General features: G+C 38.4%; 15 protein-coding genes. 1 reads left to right on the top strand and 14 read right to left on the bottom strand.

The window, feature by feature from the left end; translation table 11 throughout:
• Positions 1-180: 180 nt before the first annotated feature.
• From J0A69_RS18965 to J0A69_RS18990, 6 genes are all read right to left on the bottom strand, one after another.
• Positions 181-1,086, bottom strand: coding sequence for a glycosyltransferase family 2 protein (locus J0A69_RS18965; RefSeq protein WP_317194888.1), 906 nt, complete (start codon positions 1,084-1,086; stop codon positions 181-183).
• A gap of 540 nt (positions 1,087-1,626) precedes the next feature.
• Positions 1,627-2,283: a GNAT family N-acetyltransferase gene (locus tag J0A69_RS18970; RefSeq protein ID WP_206588200.1), complete on the bottom strand. Its 657-nt coding sequence runs from the start codon at positions 2,281-2,283 to the stop codon at positions 1,627-1,629.
• An 821-nt stretch (positions 2,284-3,104) separates the two neighbouring features.
• Positions 3,105-3,482: an endonuclease domain-containing protein gene (locus J0A69_RS18975; RefSeq protein ID WP_206588201.1), complete on the bottom strand. Its 378-nt coding sequence runs from the start codon at positions 3,480-3,482 to the stop codon at positions 3,105-3,107.
• Positions 3,483-3,655: 173 nt separating this feature from the next.
• Positions 3,656-4,483 carry an ABC transporter permease gene (locus J0A69_RS18980; RefSeq protein ID WP_206588202.1) on the bottom strand — a complete coding sequence of 276 codons (828 nt, stop codon included), beginning with the start codon at positions 4,481-4,483 and terminating at the stop codon, positions 3,656-3,658.
• Between the two features lie 757 nt (positions 4,484-5,240).
• Positions 5,241-5,747 (bottom strand): winged helix-turn-helix domain-containing protein, encoded by a 507-nt coding sequence (locus tag J0A69_RS18985; RefSeq protein ID WP_206588203.1) that lies wholly within the window; start codon positions 5,745-5,747, stop codon positions 5,241-5,243.
• A gap of 86 nt (positions 5,748-5,833) precedes the next feature.
• Complete coding sequence (locus J0A69_RS18990) at positions 5,834-6,190, bottom strand: four helix bundle protein (RefSeq protein WP_206588204.1); 357 nt, start codon at positions 6,188-6,190, stop codon at positions 5,834-5,836.
• A gap of 442 nt (positions 6,191-6,632) precedes the next feature.
• Here J0A69_RS18990 and J0A69_RS18995 point away from each other — a divergent pair, with 442 nt between their 5' ends.
• Positions 6,633-8,027 carry a hypothetical protein gene (locus J0A69_RS18995; RefSeq protein WP_206588205.1) on the top strand — a complete coding sequence of 465 codons (1,395 nt, stop codon included), beginning with the start codon at positions 6,633-6,635 and terminating at the stop codon, positions 8,025-8,027.
• On the opposite strand, the gene J0A69_RS19000 is transcribed toward J0A69_RS18995, so the two are convergent.
• The 8 genes from J0A69_RS19000 to J0A69_RS19035 form a co-directional block, all read right to left on the bottom strand.
• The gene (locus J0A69_RS19000) at positions 7,988-9,154 is read right to left on the bottom strand and encodes a hypothetical protein (RefSeq protein ID WP_206588206.1); all 1,167 of its coding nucleotides are present in this window, start codon (positions 9,152-9,154) and stop codon (positions 7,988-7,990) included. The two genes, J0A69_RS18995 and J0A69_RS19000, sit on opposite strands and share 40 nt — an antisense overlap.
• Positions 9,154-10,503, bottom strand: a complete 1,350-nt coding sequence (locus J0A69_RS19005; RefSeq protein ID WP_206588207.1) for a hypothetical protein — start codon at positions 10,501-10,503, stop codon at positions 9,154-9,156. Before J0A69_RS19005 ends, J0A69_RS19000 begins: the two co-directional genes overlap by 1 nt.
• Before the next feature lie 110 nt (positions 10,504-10,613).
• Positions 10,614-12,161 (bottom strand): hypothetical protein, encoded by a 1,548-nt coding sequence (locus J0A69_RS19010; RefSeq protein WP_206588208.1) that lies wholly within the window; start codon positions 12,159-12,161, stop codon positions 10,614-10,616.
• Between the two features lie 244 nt (positions 12,162-12,405).
• On the bottom strand, positions 12,406-14,856 hold the full coding sequence (locus J0A69_RS19015; RefSeq protein WP_206588209.1) for a leucine-rich repeat domain-containing protein: 2,451 nt from the start codon (positions 14,854-14,856) through the stop codon (positions 12,406-12,408).
• Positions 14,843-15,685, bottom strand: a complete 843-nt coding sequence (locus tag J0A69_RS19020; RefSeq protein ID WP_206588210.1) for a hypothetical protein — start codon at positions 15,683-15,685, stop codon at positions 14,843-14,845. The genes J0A69_RS19015 and J0A69_RS19020 overlap by 14 nt, the downstream gene beginning before the upstream one ends.
• Positions 15,682-16,260 carry a hypothetical protein gene (locus J0A69_RS19025; protein WP_206588211.1) on the bottom strand — a complete coding sequence of 193 codons (579 nt, stop codon included), beginning with the start codon at positions 16,258-16,260 and terminating at the stop codon, positions 15,682-15,684. The genes J0A69_RS19020 and J0A69_RS19025 overlap by 4 nt, the downstream gene beginning before the upstream one ends.
• Before the next feature lie 27 nt (positions 16,261-16,287).
• The gene (locus tag J0A69_RS19030) at positions 16,288-16,758 is read right to left on the bottom strand and encodes a nucleoid-structuring protein H-NS (RefSeq protein WP_206588212.1); all 471 of its coding nucleotides are present in this window, start codon (positions 16,756-16,758) and stop codon (positions 16,288-16,290) included.
• 506 nt (positions 16,759-17,264) lie between these two features.
• Complete coding sequence (locus J0A69_RS19035) at positions 17,265-18,227, bottom strand: MraY family glycosyltransferase (RefSeq protein WP_206588213.1); 963 nt, start codon at positions 18,225-18,227, stop codon at positions 17,265-17,267.
• Positions 18,228-18,242: the final 15 nt, after the last annotated feature.

Below are 18,242 nucleotides of genomic sequence, written 5' to 3' on the forward strand. Positions count from 1 at the left end.
TGATTGAAGAACAAATTATACTGGGACAGATTATTTCGCGAAGCGTATTTCAAGCGACGAAGGAGCTTCTATTTCGCCGCCTGCCTGCCGAAGGTAGGAAGCGTATATCAAGCAACGAAGGAGCTTCTATTTCGCCGAAGGCGTATTTCAGTGAAACTGTATTTCTTGCGACGAAGGAGCCTATATCTCTTTTTCTACAATATAAATCGGCCTATTTTTCACCCCTTCAAAGGTTTTTCCAATGTATAGCCCTACCATCCCCAGAGTAATCAAAAGAAAGCCAGTTAGAAGCCAGATGGAGATAATCAAGGAGGCATAACCAGCTACAATAATTTCTCCTATCCAATATCTATAAAGGGTATAGATTGCAAAAAGGAATCCCGTTAATGCTATCAAAAAGCCTAGTTTGACAGTTAAGCGGATTGGCTTGTCGCTATAGGCCAGCATGATATCCAAGGCCAGGTTGAAGAGTTTTTTGAAGTTATAATTGCTGCTACCCTCCTCTCTTTCCGCGTGGGTTACAGGAATGCTGCATTGCCTGAATCCCACCCATTTTACCATGGTGGGGAAATAACGGATGCTTTCCCGCATGCCGATGATTTGATTTATGACTTTGCGATGGTAAATACCAAAGTTGGCAATACTTTCATCCTGCTGGGATCCTGTCAGCCAAGCTAGGGTTCGATAGAAAATCTTAGAAGAAAGTCTTTTGAAAAAGTTGTCCTGTCTGTTTACCCTTCTTGCCAAAACCACATCAAATCCCTTTTGAGCTTCCTTATGGAGATTTGGAATTTCTTCAGGTCTATCCTGCAGATCGCAGTCCATCACTACTACCCATTCTCCCTTTGCTGCATCTAGGCCTGCTGTAATGGCATAGTGTTGCCCGAAATTCCTAGAAAGCTTAATCCCTCTTATTTCGGGATGGATTTCTGCCAGTCTTTCGATCTCATGCCAGGAATTATCCGGACTGGCATCGTCTACTAAGATGATTTCATACTCTTGATCCGGAATGCATGCTTTAATCCTGGAGACGAGTTCGCCGAGGGTATTTTCTGCGCGGTATAATGGAGAGATGATGGAGAGCACTTTTGGAATTAAGAATTAGGAGTTAGAAATGAGGAATTATGAATTATGAATTTAAAATGATGAATTAAAAATGATTGCGGGTAGGTGGTTGATATTAGAAATACTTTGAAATACTGTTGAAATAGGCCCTTCGGGAGAAATATTACCGTCATTGCGAGCACAGCGTGGCAATCTCGTGGATAGGAATTTAAGATTTCTGATTTTAGATTTTAGATTTTAGATTTTAGATTTTTTGAAATACTGTTGAAATACTCCCTTCGGGAGAAATACTACCGTCATTGCGAGCGAAGCGTGGCAATCTCGTGGAAGGGAATATTAGATATATGATATTAGAAATAGTTTGAAATACTGTTGAAATAGTCCCTTCGGGAGAAATATTGATTGAAGAACAAATTATACTTTGACAGATTATTTCGCCGAAGGCTTATTTCAGCCGAGGTACGAGGGTCTATTTCGCGAAGCATATTTCGGGAGCGAAGCGATCCTATCTCGCCGAAGGCGTATTTCAGGCGACGAAGGAGCATGTATTTCTATTTAAGATTATCTTTTCCACCAATGATAAACATATACTTTTTCGATTAGGCTGTAACCAAGGGAAGTGTATAAGTTGCAAGCAGGGATATTTTGTTCTTGGGTGGGGATTTGTATGAATTGGGCTCCTTGACTTAAAGCCTTGGATTCTGCTGCTTTAACTAGTTTTTTACCCCAGCCTTTTCCTTGTTGTTTTTCAGAGACTGCGATTAGGCCTATTTTACCCATTTCTTTTTCTGTGTCGACTGTTACCATCCCTGCCAAATCTGGAGCGCTCAGAATCTGCTTTCCTTCCCAAGCATTTTCTATCCAAATATTATAGAGATTTTCAAATTCTTTGTTCTTGAGTCTCCTGTCTAGCTTAAATCGGGAAAATGAACCGCTTAGAAAAGCCAAGTCTATCAATTCAGGTACCAGCTCTCCCTCCCATTTTTGAACTTCTGTTTCTTCATGTATTTGCTTCAGTTCCTTTTGGAAAGTGAGTTTTGTGTCTACATGGACAATGTCCTGACTCTCAAATTGAACTGGGTTTTGGGAGAAAATATAGATGAGTTGGTAGTCCTTTGCTTCTTCCAAAAACTCTTTTTCATTCCAATCTGATCCTTGGTTTGTTTTGCCTACGGGGTAATTGAAAAGGGAGGAGTCGAAGGGGAGTGGGGAGATCAATGGGGAATGAGGAATTTAGAATGAAGAATGAAGAATTAGAAATGAGGAATTTAAAATGAGGAATTAGAAATGAAGAATGAAGAATGAAGAATTGGGGTAGAATAAGATTTTAGATTTCTGATTTCTGATTTCTGATTTTTAGAGATACTGTTGAAATAGTCCCTTCGGGCGAAATATTACCGTCATTGCGCCTGCCCGCGGTGGCGGGAGCGAAGCGTGGCAATCTCGTGGAGAGGAATTTAAGATCTCTGATTTTAGATTTTAAATTTTTTGAAATACGGTTGAAATAGGCCCTGCGGGTGAAATATTACCGTCATTGCGAGCGAAGCGTGGCAATCTCGTTGATGAGAGTATTGGATTTTAGATTTCTGATTTTTGGAGATACGGTTGAAATAGGCCCTGCGGGTGAAATATTACCGTCATTGCGAGCGAAGCGTGGCAATCTCGTTGATGAGAGTATTGGATTTTAGATTTCTGATTTTTGGAGATACTATTGAGATACTGTTGAAATACTCCCTTCGGGAGAAATATCTAAAGGAAATTGAAGATAGCCCTCCGGGCAGATAAGAAGAGATATTATAGGTAAGATTCTAATTTCACGAATTACGACATTTGAAAACGCCACGCTCTCCCTCTCTCTTTAGGAGAGGCCTGTCCCGATAGCAAAGCGTATCGGGAGGCTGGGGTGAGGTTTAGCTACATCAGCAAGGACCCGTTCTACCCCCGACCCCTAAAGGGGAGAAATTCGGGTCTACTTCTAACCTGCGATTCTGAAAGTTTTTAAATGAAATTGATGGCCTTATTAAATTTCACAAAAGCCTCTATTTTGAAATTGATTTCTTAATTTTTTCGATTTCTAATAAAATCAACCTTAGAACCTCTTCTGTTTCTTGAATTACGAATTGATTTTTAAATCTTAAGACAAGAATTCCTAGAGCATTTAAATCTTCTTGTCTTGCTTTATCTCTTTCTTTTTGATCGAAATTATCATGAACCTCTCCATCAAGTTCAATTCCTAATTGATATTGATGACAATAGAAATCTAAAATATATTTTGAAATAGGGTGCTGACTTCTAAAATGAAGATTATTAAGTCTTTTTGCCCTTAACCTTTCCCATAAGATACTTTCTGAAGGAGTTAATTTTGTTCTTAATTCTTTTGCCCTTTTAAATATTTCCGGAGATGCCTTATGATGCATTTTTTTGAAAATTCTTTCGTCTTCGTTTTACCCCCGACCCCTAAAGGGGAGAATTAGCCTAGTCTTTATCTGATTGCTGTAAAGAAAGAGAAAATTTTAATAGCGAATAAAACACTTCAATTATCTAACATCTTATTCGTGACTTGCTCCCCCTTCAGGGGGCTGGGGGGCAGTTAAGCTACATCAGAGAATATCCTCTCCATTCGGCGAAAATACATCATGCCGAAGACGAATAAGACTAGGGCTATGATGGAGCCAGGCCAGATCCATTCCCAAGGCATGGGGCGGTTAAGAAATGCGGCTCTAAAGCCTTCTATCACTCCTACCATTGGGTTGAGAATGTAGAATTTCTGGTACTGCTCGGGAACTGCTGTTGTGCTGTAAACTACTGGAGCGGCGTAAAGTAAGAGTTGCACGACGAAAGTCAGGGCATGTTTAACATCCCTGTATTTAACAGCCATAGCGGAAAGCATCATTCCCATTCCTAGGCTACACATCAAAAGTTGGATAATAAGTAGTGGTAAGACCAATAATCCCCAACCTGGAGTGACTTGATAATAAATCATCATACCGATCACCACAACAAAGGCAATAATAAAATCCAGGAGTTTGGAAAGAATGGATGAAAGTGGCAGGACCATTCTAGGGAAGTAGACCTTGGTGATCATATTGGCATTTTGGATCAGGGAATTGGCGGATTCGGTGAGGGTGCCGGAAAAGTAGTTCCAAGGCCAAAGGGCCAAGTAGGAAAACAAGGTATAAGGGATTCCATCCGAATCCACCTTTGCCAAACCTCCGAAAACGATGGTAAAGACGACAGTTGTAAAAAGAGGTTGGATGATAGCCCATGCGACTCCTAGTACAGATTGGGCATATCGGGCTTTGATACCCCGTAGAGTCAAGAAATATAAAAGGTCCTTGTATCGCCAGAGTTCCTTGAAATCTATGAGTTGCCAGCCGGATGTGGGTTGGATGACCTTATAGTGTTGTTTTTGTTCCAAGATGGGGTATTAAGCTTGAGCGAGTGTCTCCACTCGCGATTTAGAAAGAATCAATTTCAATTTTCGGTTCTGGCTTCGTCTTGCTGGCAATAAGTTTAGTCTTTGAATTAATATTAGAGGGCCAGCGCTAATCAACCAATAAACATTCAAAACCCGGGTTACGTCGTACCTCCTTACCCGGGGCTATGACATTTGACCCCTTCAGGGTCTGTTTCCAAACTATAATTGGACAAATTGCCCTTGGAAGCAGCTGTTTTATTGGTGAGAAAGGGAGGCGTTAACAAAACAAACTAGCTCTGAGCTTGTCTCAGAGGTCCGTTTGTTTTTAGCCGGACTTTGAGCCAATAAATGAATTGTCCGCAGGCAATTCAAAGCTGATTTCGGGTGGGGCAGGCCGTTAGGAAATCTTTCAGTGAAAGATTTTAGGGCTGAGCCGGGAAGAGGGTAAGCTTTTGCCTGCCTGCCGGTAGGCAGGGGTACTTTTGCCTTTCAAAAGTACCATAAGAATATTCTCGGTTTCATCTTGCTGGCATTAAGTTTAGTCTTCGAATTACTATTTGAGGGCCAGCGCTGATCAACTAATAAACATTCAAATACCGTGTTACGTCGTACCTACTTACCCGGGGCTATGTCATTTGACCCCTTCAGGGTCTGTCTTCCAAGTTTTGTTTGGGTAATAGTCCATTGTTATGAAGCAGTTAACTCGATTTCAACTTTCATTCTTCAGAATTTTAAATTTATAATTCTTAATTCTTAATCATTTCCCATAAACCAAGATCCCTTGAATATCTCCTGGGTCCGTTTCTAAGATCTCCACTTCTACTTTCCGTTTGATTTTTTCATAGGTCTTATCAATGATAAATGCCAGGTACTCTTCATCCAGATCTTTACCGATCAATACCAAGTGCACTGTACCTGAATCAATACCCATTGCATAATCTCCTGTTATGATAGCCTTATCAACTTCACCCATTCGAAGGACTATCTTTTCCATGAGTTCGTCGAGGCCTAGAAACTTGCTGACCATCCCCTTGATTTCATCAAAAAATGGATGGGAGTTGTTTGCTCTATAGACTTTGGTCTTGCCTTCATCCTCAGAGACCAGTAATCCAGCATCTGTCAATCTATTCAATTCAACTCTTACGGAATTGGTGGATTCATCAAATTCCTTGGCCAATGAACGCAGGTATCCTGAATTGGCATGGGAAAAGAACTTCAGAAGAAGTTTAATTCTGGTTTTGGAAGTGACTAGGGATTCGAGCAATAGGAATTTAAAATGAAGAATTATGAATTATGAATGAGGAATTGGGAATGAGGAATTGGGAATTGGGAGTGGGAGATAATCGTGGTTTATTTTTTTAGATTTTTTCTGCTGCTAATCACAATTGAATTTAATATTTTGATTAGTTCCTCAATTTCATTTTTCAGGAAGGTAAACTCTTCCTCGTTTTCAATAAATTCTTTTCTATCTAGAAGTTTTAGCCAATATTTTGTCTCTCTAGCTTCTTTTGCTGCAATAATAATTTTAGCTATAAAATCTGCTTTTGAATGGGCGGCTTGTGCTTCTTCAACATTAGCTCCAATGGAAGTTGATGCCCCAACAAACTGGTCTGCCAGTCTAAAGTGCCCTTTTGATTTGAGATGTAAATAAAAGTCTAAAGATCTCTGGGCAAAGAAAAAGCTCTTGTCTACTATTTGATTTGGCATAATCCAAACAACTTAATTTCATAGTATTCAATTTCTAACTTTACATTTCCAATTCCTAATTTTTTAATTTTAAATTCCGCCTACGGCGGATGGCGGAAAGCTTCGCCCTTTCACTCCCAAATTGGAGTTAGAAATTATAAATGAGGAATTAAAGTCCTGATTATTGATCTGGGGATAAACTAATAAATACCCCACATTACTAGGATTCGCTCATAATAATTGTTCTAAAACTAGATTGGGAATAGCTATAAATTTTATAGCATGTTCCATTTCCGGAGATAGGAACAATTAGGTCAATAACTGAGTAAGAATTTTACTCGGTTAGACAAATTTAGAAGGGGAAATGGGAAATGCAAATGATAAAGCTTGGGACAAATCAAAGGTGACCTTGGGAAATGCGTAATTTCTACACATTTTTGGTTGACATTAAATCTCAAGGGCATTGCTAAAAAAATTAAATTCTAGTGATTGGGGAGGAAAGCAGGGTATTTACTTCTTGCTTTTTCTACTAATTGCCATTCTTGGGGTTTATGGATATTTTTTCTATTTCATAGATGGAAGCTATCTCCCTTATTATGGGGATGAGTATTTTTATTTTAAGAATTCAGAGAATTTCTATCTCAACAATAGCTTAAGAGCAGCTTTTACCTATAGCGGTCAGGGCTCAAAATACCTTGGAGTAGATGCCCATGGGGTAGCCTATCCTTTAATCTATGGATTGATTTCAAAGTTATTGGGCTGGAGTAACCAAAGCATCCTTTGGATAAATCTAGGCTTGTTGATTTGCTCTCTTATGATTTTGTGGTTCTGCCAGGAACTCACCAAAAAGAGAAAATTGCTTCAAATGCTATTGGTTTTGGGGAGTCCATTCGTGTTTTTTTATTCCATTACCTTTCTACCTGAACTCATGCATATTGCTGGGGGGATTTTATTATATGTGCTAATCTCCAATCAGCAAAAAGCGATGAAAAACTCAGGACTAGTCTATGTGGCTCTTCTCATTTTGGGTTTGGGGCTAATTCGAAGCACCTGGTTCTTTGCTTTTTTTGGTTTTCAATTTCTCAAGCAAAAACCCAGAAAAGTGGATTTTTTGTTTTTCGGCATATTGGGCCTTTTGTTAGCCTATGTTTTGCAGCAGTATTTTCATGAAAAGGTGCCCAATGTTTTTTCTGACCTGGGCGAGTCCTTGGCTGCTCAAAAATACAGTACTATAATATCCGACATCCTTTTTAACATCAAACGCAATATCTATTTCGCATTTACATATACCGAGGGGTATTTCTATACGGTATTAAAACTATGGATTCTGTGTACTATTTTATTTTCTTGGATATACTATAGACAATATAGAATCGTGAAATTTGGGCTAATGACTTTGGCCTGTGTCATGCTATTTAATCTTATTCTTTACAAAAATTACAGTTGGGTGGAGCTGCGGATGTATACAGTTTTCGCCATATTTTTGAATTTATCAATGGTTTGTTTTGCGAAGAAAATATGGAGTAACACTCTTTTACTTTCAATGAGCCTGTGCTCTTTTGTGCTCATTCTTCCATTTCAATTCAAAATAATACATCATAGAATTGATCCAGAAGTAAGAACAATACCTCCACTAATTATTGAGCAAATAAGGTTCGAAAAAGAGGCCCTAATTCTTTTGGATACTTTAGTAATTAAAGAATATGCGCTAGATCAACTTCCTTTACAGGGAAATTCTGGCCAGCCTATTCGATATATTCTTCCTTATTATTCACAGAAAATGGAAGAACCTCTACAAATTTTAGTAGAGGAAAATAATCAACTTAAGGTTCGCTCAACAAAAATCCTTAACCAATAACCCAGCCCCAGGCATACCTGCAAAACATAGACTAAAAAGAAAATGTAATGTTTTAGTTTAGTTTTCCCATTTTTTGAGAGATCAGCCAAGACTATAATCAAAATGCTTAGTGAGTTTAGAAAGAGAGCTATTGGAATCTGCCAATAAAAATTGCCATGAAGTTCACGAAATCCAGTTTCAGCAAATACCAGGTAAACCATAATCGCAAAAAACAGCAATAAACAGGTAAACTTAAAAAAGGTTGAATTGAGTCCTTCTTGACACCAATACAAAAAGAAAACTATAACTAGAGGAAAACTACCCACAAAATCAAAGATCGGCTCTTTGGAATAATACAGCCAGACTCTAAAAGGGTTGAATACCACCTTAGATTTCTCTGCATCTGTATAAAGCTCATCCTGCATAGGATCCCATGAGAAAATCAATTCTTTTTCTACTAGAAGTAATATGAAGAGTAAAACTGAAAAACCTGTAGCCCAGAGGAGTTGGGACGAGAGGCGCCTATCTCTCCATAAAATCAAAATCGGTAAGGTTGGTATGTAACAAAACAGAAAGCTAGGTTTGATCAAAATGATGGCTAAAGCCCAGAAAAACATCATCAGAAGTTTTGAAAAGTCTCCATTTTCAAGCCATTTAAGGGTTTCTTTAGTCAAAAGGATGCAAAATGGGAAGACACAGATCAGCGTAGAGTTATGCCAAATGGTTTGGGTAAACTTCCCTAAGTACCAAAAATCACCGTCAATGGCTGGTATGTAAATAGGTGAGAGAAACAAAAATCCGAGGGCTATAAAGGAGAGATAAGCTTCCTTTATTTTAATTGAACTGAGCAGCCAGGAATATAGAAGTTTGAATTTCCACCAAAGAAATAAAGTTAGTACCAATATAGAACTGGCAACAAATGGGTATTTGATTCTGATAATCAGGTCTACCAAATATATCATCAGGTAGTATCCAGGAGGAAGCGGAAAATATCCTGCATCCAGGTAATCTATCAATAGAAAATTATGGTCTTTTACATCGATAAAGCCCAATCCTCTGAATAAAAACGCTATAGTCCCAAGATATAAAAGCACTACAGCTATATGAAGAAGGATCCTTCCAAACGATGGAAAATTGAGAGTTTTCATCAGTCAAAAATCAGGATTTGAGGATCAATTTTTTGATTGGCTTTTAGAGATTCAAAATAACCTTTATTCATTTCAAACACCTGTTTTTCTACCCAATAGACTCTATTTTCTTTAATTGGGATAGATTGATATTTTGCCCAAAGAGTTGGCCATCCTAGCAATTTAAATTTAGGTCCCAATTGGGTAAGTGAGCTTTTATAGTGATGGTTTTGTGTAATGATAAATACCTCATCCACTTTGGTTTCCAGTAATGTATCAGGAAGCTTTACAGTCTCTTGCTTAGAATTCAAAAATGTAAAGGAATGGTAGGCCAAAACTATTAGCAAGAGAGGAAGGAATACTTGGGCATAAAACTTTGATTGTTTAGACTCTTTGAGACTAAGTGTCATCCATAACATGAATACCAAGCCCAAAATGGAATAAACCTGAACTTTCAACAAGAAAAAAGGAAGCATTCCAATAAGTAATACAACAAAAATCAAAAGTGTTTTTATGGTAGACTTCCAGTCATTAAGGGCAGCAAAGAAAAGAAAGAGGAAGGTGATAACTAAAAGAAAACGCTCATTGAGGATAAAGTAAGTTAGTGCCTTCCAAAAGGAGCTAAAGGAAAGCATTAGGTTTTGGTTTTCATCAAGATAATTTTTCCATTGCTCTAATTTTTCATTAGAAAGTTGATCAACTTGAAAATCCATCAAGCCATTGGAAAAATGAACCAAATCTGGATTTATATCACTCAATTCCTCTTGATGAAGTTGTAATACTGGGTGATCAAATACTGAGGATCTCAAGCGATTAGTTTCAGTAAAATCTTGAAGGCCTTGAATATAGATCCAGAAGAACTGCAAAAGATAGCCTGCAAATAGAATAGCTGAAGGGATAATAATTGCTTGAAAGTTGAGTTTTTTTTGAAAGTTGACAAAACCTAAGAAACAAAAGACGAGAAGCATGAATAACATTACCTCGATTCGAACAAGCATACCAGCAGAAATAAGGATATAACTTAAGATGGAACTTCTTTTATCTTGGCTATTACATCTAAGTGCTAAGCCTGCTGAAATTGTAAATCCTGCAACAATGGAAAATTGGAGGAAGAATAGAAAGTGTACCAACAAGGCTAATAATATACCAGCCCAGAGCATGGAAGTCCAAAGACTATTAAATCGCTTAAATACTACATTTAGCCAGACTAAGTAGCTGATCAACATAAGTCCAAACCATGTCAATCCATACAAATTTAAATTGGGATGAATGCTGTAAAGCTTTGAAAAAAGCCAACTTAGAATTGGATGAATAAACACTGCGTAGGATTCAGGAGTACCGGTATAAGCACCTGAAACAAGCCACATCATGATTTGATCATCATTGACTTGAAATCGCCAAGGTAGAAACCAAATGCATATTCCAGCTGCGATGCCAATACAGGTCCAAATAAGAAAGAAGTTTTTGTTCAGTTTTTCTATCACTGCGGGTTTTTCCTTAATTCAAGAATAAGATTCCCCTGCGCCATTTTGTATTCTTTGGATTCAAAGCTGGATGGAAGAGGATTTGGTAATTCCTGATAGGGAAAATACAGAATTGCTTTGAATCCAGCTGGAAAATCCGGATAAATGGATTGCAGCTGCTCCTTATCCCAGAATCCGGGACTGTGTGGGGATGTTCGATCTAATAAAACCAACCAACCAGGATTCCTGTAAACAGCAATGAATTCTTCGTCTTTGAGGTCAATTGTTTGTGCTTTGATATTCTCTAAAACTTCAACCATTTCCGAAGTCAAGTAAATATGTTTGCCAGGAGCATATTCCCAAGGAGTGTTAGAATTCCATAATGGGATTTCGCTAAATGGCATGATCCATATCCCAGATAAAAGCAAAACTGGGCTTAGGAAGGAGATACTCACTCCTACTCTTTTGATTAATTTTTCTTCTTTAGAAGTTAAGAGCATGGCTCCTATAAGCCAAAAAATCCAATAGTGTATAGAGAGTCGCATCCAATACACATTGGAACCAAAATGAAGTGCAAAAGGCAATAGTATCAGTACCAGCAATTGCTGCTTTTCCTGCAAAGGAACTTGCCTCCAGTCAGTTTTCCCAATGCGCCAAGCCAAGAACGCAGCGGTTCCTATCATGATAGCATGAGACCATTCCTGAGTAACCATGGTAACATAAGAGATAATCAAAGCTAAACAGACTATCAGGGCTAAATTCCAGGATTTGTTCGCGTATCTCATTATTGCCAAAAGGAAAGTAGGCAAAGCAATCAATGCTATCCAAAAGACACCTACTAAGTTATTTTTGATCAAAAGCAGCCATTGGTAATCCGGCCTGGCTCCTATTATATCAAAGCTGTTTTTGATTCTGTTGATTGCCGATTGATTTAGAGAAGTATAAAACAAAAGCTCCAAAATAAGAAAAGGCAGGATCAGACATATTGACGATTTCCAGTTGAACTCCTTCCTCCAGAACCAAAGTCCCATTGTGATTACTCCCAGTGTAAAAGCAGCCGTGATCTTAACATAAACCAAAAGGGCTAAGAGAAATCCGATCAATAGATGCGTTAGTAGTTTGCCTGATTCTTTACTAATTAAAGTTAGCCAAGCGCAAGCAATGACAACTGACAGGGAATTGTAAGATAGGCTTGGAGGCAAAAAGGCATAACCTGAAAAAAGAGCCAATAGGAATACCACTGCATAATTCCATGAATAAGTGGATTTTTGTTTTAAGTTTTTCCAGAATTCAGAGCAAAAGATGGCTGCCAGGAAGTAGAAGAGTAATCTCAAAACTCTGGAGTCGATGATTCCCAATTTAGTCCCGAAACCTTGAAATGCTAGCTTGAAAAAAAGGTCATAGAAATAAACCCCGGCAAAATTCTCCTGATCTGGATCCAGTAGTAAAAGGTATAGGCCCTCATCAGACCAATCAAATCCTTTGTTGATCCCAAAAAGAATCAAGGCAAGCGAAAACAGGCAGGAAAAAGTAAGAAGAATGTTAAATCGCTTATTTTTTTCCAAAACCATTTAATTTTTCACTCTTAAACAATTAATAACAATCTTCCTAAAAGACAAAATTTTCTTTCAAATAGCTAAAATTGTGGATAACTACCATGCCCATAAACAAAAAAATACCCAGTACTGGGTATTTTTTTCTCCAAGCTACTATATACCTTTATGTCAGGGTGATTAAGCAACTTTTCTCAACATTTTTCCTAGAAAATCATTAAGGGATTTTTTTCCATATTTTTTCTACCCTTATATTTTAATAATATCTGACCTCACAACCTGGAACAGCCGACTTGAAATTATCAACTGAGCGGCTGTTTAGCCGGGTATTGAAACAGGATAGTTTTTTCAATCCAGTTAGGCCTTCGATAGGTCTCAAAGATCTCAAATTGGTACTGGCCACATCAAGTTCCTCTAGATTTATCAATCCTTCCAAACCTCGAAGTACTTTCAAGTTGGTACCGGAAATATTCAGTTTCTTTAGGTTGATCAGATTTGCCAATGGCTCCAAATCCTCAATACCTGTATTGGAAATATCAAGTTCCTCGAGTTTAACCAAACCACTGATAGGTGAAAAATCGACAACTGGAACCTGTGAAACTTTCAAGGTTTGAAGCAATTTCATTTCTGCCAAAGGAGCGATATTCGTCAGAGGAGCATCAAAAATGGTCAGACTCCGAAGATTGCTAAACATGGTCAAGGCTTCGATATTCCCTAGGGAAACCCTTTCGAAGGTCAAGGAAGATTTACCAGTCATCGCATGCAATTGATCTGCATCAGGATTCTCAGGTGTTCCGTTTTGTTTTCGAAGTAGGTTTTTCCAAGTATCATCTAATCCCTCCCACCAAGTAAGTAAGGCATCAGTTCTGTAAATGATATTTAAGCCTGGTTTCTGAATCAAAATCTCCGGAACTTCCTCAGGGAAAATCGCAGAATTATTCACGTTGAGGTAGTTGAGTTCGGGTAGTGCCAAAACATCCATGATGCTTTCTACTGGCGAACCCTCCAAGTCTAGGCTTTCCAGCAACTCATTGTTTTTCAATGGAGAGATATCCTTGATTCCTGTGTTTTTTCCAGTGATTACCACCAATGTCTTTACTTCAGAGAGTGGAAGAAGATCTGTGACTTCATTTTCTGAGAAATCCACCTTCACTAGTTTGGCAAATCTGGTAACTGGGTTGAGCGTGACAATTCCTTTACCTGAAAGATCCAAGCTCTCCATTCCTATGGTTTCACTCAGGATTTCCACATTAGGATTGTCTGTGCGGATTTTTGGATTAGCCTCTTTCAAAGTGTTTTTCCATGCCTCAGAAAGACCAGCCCACCAGGATTCAAGATCTTTGACGTGGTGGATCAAAAGTACTTTTGGATTATTTCTGATGAAATTATCTGCAGCAATATTGGTCAGTTTGGATTGATCAGCTAGTACTTTGATCAATTTAGGTTTGGCGTTCAGCACAGAAATATCTGAAATCTGAGTAGAAGTAAGATCTACTACTTCAAGGCTATCCAATGAATTCAGAGGAGTCAGATCTTGAATATTTGTTTCTGATAAGTTGAGATAGGTCAGATTTTCAAGTTGCTGTAAGGATGTAAAATTGATCAAGTAATTTCTACTCAAGTCTAATTCTACCAAACGCTTCAAATCTTTTATGTTTTCGGTATTGTTGAAACCACTTTCTACCAAACTCAACTTTTTCAGGCTATCAAATTCATTCAAGACAGCAAAACTCATAATAGGAGTTTTATTGGCCTTGAGGCTAGTCAGGGATTTTAAATTAGCGAGCTCATCGATGTTCTGAATATTGGTATTGGAGATATCCAGATGCTTTAGGCGATCAGAGTATTTGATAAACTGAATATCTGATGCAGGAGTATTTGAAACATCCAGGTATTCCAAGAATGTCACATTCGAGATCGGACCAAGCGCAGTGATTTTGGTATTGCTTAGATTCACATATCTGAGTTCGCGCATGGCTTCCATTGGCTTCAGATCCAATAGGGAATCTGTTCCGGAGATATCCAAGGAATCCAATCCTACGAATTTGTAAAGCATGTCAACGTCTACGGAATCGTAAGGAGACAATTGGAATTTATCCTGGAAGAATGCCTTCCAATTAGGATCCAGAATCTCCCACCATTCTTTAAGCTCCTCATCTCTACTGAGCTTGGTGGTGTACATGCTGGCAATTTTAAGTTCCTGGGATTTATCATCCAGGTTGACCTCAACGAAGCGAGGTTTGGTATTGCTGATTTTTTCACCGGATTTGCCGGTTGCTGTGATGGTTCTATCTAGGGACACCAGGAAGAACACATCTCCATTATCTTTTTGGGAAGGTTTAACTTCCCTGATTTTGAATTTGAAATTGACATTATTGAAAAAGAATTCAATGTCTTTGAGGTAAGCAGTAACGTCCTTATTGGTCACCACTTTTCTATCCATGAGCAAATCATCTTCCACTTGGACTTGGGCATCTCTGAATATTTTGAGGTAGGACTCGCGGATTACCACATCTTTATCTCGGGCAGGGGTTTCCTGATTCCCTACGGTATTGAGCAGGTATTCCAAAAAACGCACCTGATCTTCCACCTTTCCGGAGAAGTCTTTGATTTCTTCCTGAGTATAGCCTTTGATACTTTGGGCTTTCGCAGCAAATGTGAGGCTAAAGAGGAATAAAAGGAATATGGATGCTTTACTCTTGATCATAAATGTATTTCAGGATTGTTTCCTTGTCCCCTGGATTTAATCTTACCAGGTTTGAAATCAGCCAGCCTGTATTAAAGCCAGGACGGTTGAATTGGTTGACTTCAAAATACCATCCTTCGATTTGGAAGAAATGGAATTTGACATCTTTGACAGTTTCGAATTTGATGTTGTTCTGTTTCATCTCATACAAAAACAGTGTCAAATAATCCGGTTCGAAACTGGATTTGGTAAAAGCCTCAGGCAAATTTGAGTCCTGAAAGGCTCTACGGAGGTTCATAAAGCCCAGTTCATGGCTTAAAGGGTGTAGGAAATCCTTTTCATTTCCTACCGGCTTGTTGAATAGATTCTTAAAAGGGGGAAAACTTACCCTATCTATGACCCATTCATACCCCAAGCCTTCTGGTTGGAGTTTTAGGAATAAGGTAGCCGTCTCCCGCTTTCCTTTGAAGAAGAAATCAGCCTGCACTTCTGCGAGCCAGCCTTCCCTGTGAAAGTTCAGATATTGCGGATAATCAGCAGAAAGTACATTCTTGATGAAGCTTTCTTTTAAATCGGATGAAATAGAAGAGGTCTGGTTATCAAACAATACTTTGATAAAACCTTCTCGTAATGCTCTATTGTGGTAAAGAGAATCACCGGGATAATACCTGACGTTTCCGTCGGTAGGTGATTCTTCGGCATTGAATCTTCTAAAAAATTGATTGACTTGTTTTGTTGATGCGGCGAATCTGCCATCATCTTTAATTGTCCCGGGGCTGCCTATGCCCTGCCCCGAGACAAAAAAGATGTTTGCGATAAATAGCGCAAAAATCAGGGAAATTAATCTCATGCGGAGGTTTCAGTAACTCTTACATCACCTAGCATAACGTCCCAGAATTCAATGGTACGGCCGGCAATTTGAGTCTGCTTTTTCTCAACGTAAATAGTAATATCTTTCTTAGTGGTATCCTTATAGTTCATCCCAGTTTCAATGGAAGTTCCTTCGAATCTCTGGAAAACTGTAATCACACCTACATATCTGCCGTCAGGCTGTCTTTCAAGATCAGAGATGTATTGAATGTCATACCAGGTGATATTTACCCTGTCGTAATTCAATGCCATCAATCTTTCGAAATAACGTCTTACTTTATAGTAAGCGATTTCGCTTGAGTTGATGCTTGATACACCCATTTCAGCACCTGGAGCGAAAAGCTCTTCAGCTCTGTCCATTACACGGTTTGCTTCAGAAAACTGAGTTTCCTTGCTTCCGATAATGGAAATATATTTACTTAAATCTTTTACTTTTTCTAGTGCCAGGGAATCGATAGCCTGCTTTCTAGCCGGGCTGATATCGTCTGCCTGAGCGAATACACTTACTGCTGTGGCTAAAAATAAGCCCAACATCAGGATCATTTTATTTTTCATAACAAATCAATATTTTCAGATGGGAATTTATTTTCTTCTAAGTTCCAATTCAGAAACTTTTCCATTTGCATCCAGACGAATGTCAGAGATGAAATTCAGGTTTTTCTTGGTGTCTTTTAGATACTCAAGATATTTCTTGATGGTGGTTGGCTCATCATAATCTTTGATTCCGTTTTCTTCGTGGATCACGATCAAAACAGGAGTTTCTTGATTTGAGAACATGGCCAAGGTTTCCTGAATGGATTGATTTGCCATGGAAGTATTTCCAGCAGCAGCAACGCTATTGAAATAGTTCTCCAATTTTTCGGCAGCCACTTCTTCAGCAGAAGCAACAGGAGCAGGTGGTGGTGGAGCTTGTTCTACTGTCTCAACAGGAGCCGGAGCTGGTGCTGGTTGAGCAGCCTTCTTTTTGCTCTTACATGCTCCTAAAGCCATCAGACTTACTAGGGCAATAATCAGAGAGCGGTTGATCGAAAAAGAGAATAACTTTTCTTTCATTTTAGGGGTTTGATTAAAATTTTTAGGTGTTTTTTTTGGAATTGCAACAGGCAGAAGCCTATCGTCAAATTTGATGCAAAGTAAATAAAAACAGATCATTAAAAGACAAAACTCATACCAAATCCGCAATCCTTTTTGTTAATAATTAATATCTTCCTATTGGCGGTTTCATCCCTTGGGGAATGGTTGATTCTAAAAGCCAGTGTTTTAAGGAGAAATTAACTTTTTAGACGAAAAATATCCGATTTGAAAAATAAAAATTAGGTAAAACGAGCTTCTTAATTATTAAAATTCTTTATGTTAAAATCTGTTTTCGGGGCGAAAAATGTTTAAAAATGGGTAAAAAATACCCAATATTAGGTATTTCATATGCCGAATTAAGGTGTTTACTTTGATAAGCGTTAAGTTTAAATCGGGCCATGTGCCAATAAAGAGCCGCGGGTTTCCTGCGGCTTTTCGTTTTTTAAATCTTGGAAGGAGAATGCTTGGATGGGAATAGGTCTAAATTAAATCAAATGATATTTCCTTTGAAGAGATAATTTGATACTTAAGTAGACCAGGCAAAAGACTGTGATTACCAATACGGCCAAATCCTGCTCTGGAACCATCCTGAATTGGATGAATAAAAAGAAATTGATCAGAAGCTGGAGTAAGGCATATGTGAGGGAAATCATAACATGATCCTTTTTACCCTCATTGGCGATAATCTGATACAGATGCTTTCGGTGAGGAGTGAGTACATTCTCCTTTTTTAGGGCTCTTTGGCCCATAGTTAGGATTGTTTCGATTCCATAAATCAAGAGAACCAGGATAACAGTCCAACTTTCGGTGTAGAGGTACCATTTAGTCAAAAAATAAATCATCAGGTAAGCAATGGAAATACTTCCTATATCACCGGCAAACATCAAGGCTTGCTTTCTGAAATTAAAGATTAGAAAAACACAGATTGCCAGGATTTCATATTGCACCAATTCCCTGTCGAAAATCGGGGTGTACACATTGATGGCTAGAAGACTTCCAAAAAACACTAGGGAATACAAACCTGTGATGCCATTGATTCCATCCATGAAATTAACTGCATTGATACAACCTATGGCTAGGAAATAAAACAGAGGGATGTAATACCAAGGAATTATCTGGAAGAGTTCCAAGTCATAAAAAGCCATGCTGACGGCAAGAAACTGAATTCCGAATCTAATTTTTCTGGAAAGGGAATAAAGATCATCCATCATAGAAATGGCAGCGATCCAGATTATTCCAATGACCATCCAGGTATTTTGAAAGTCAAAAGCCATCCACCATAGAATTACAGCTGCCGGAAAAAGAATCCCCCCTCCTCTCACAGTTGCAATGACATGGGAGCTTCGTTTATTGGGGACATCTATGATTTTAAATCTTAGAGCTAATCTTTGATAGATTAGAGCTAAAAGCAATAACAATAAAAAAACTATAGAATGGTTTAAAAACATGTTTTTTGACGGGGT

It is taken from the genome of Algoriphagus pacificus, from assembly GCF_017254845.1.
GTDB lineage: Bacteria > Bacteroidota > Bacteroidia > Cytophagales > Cyclobacteriaceae > Algoriphagus > Algoriphagus pacificus.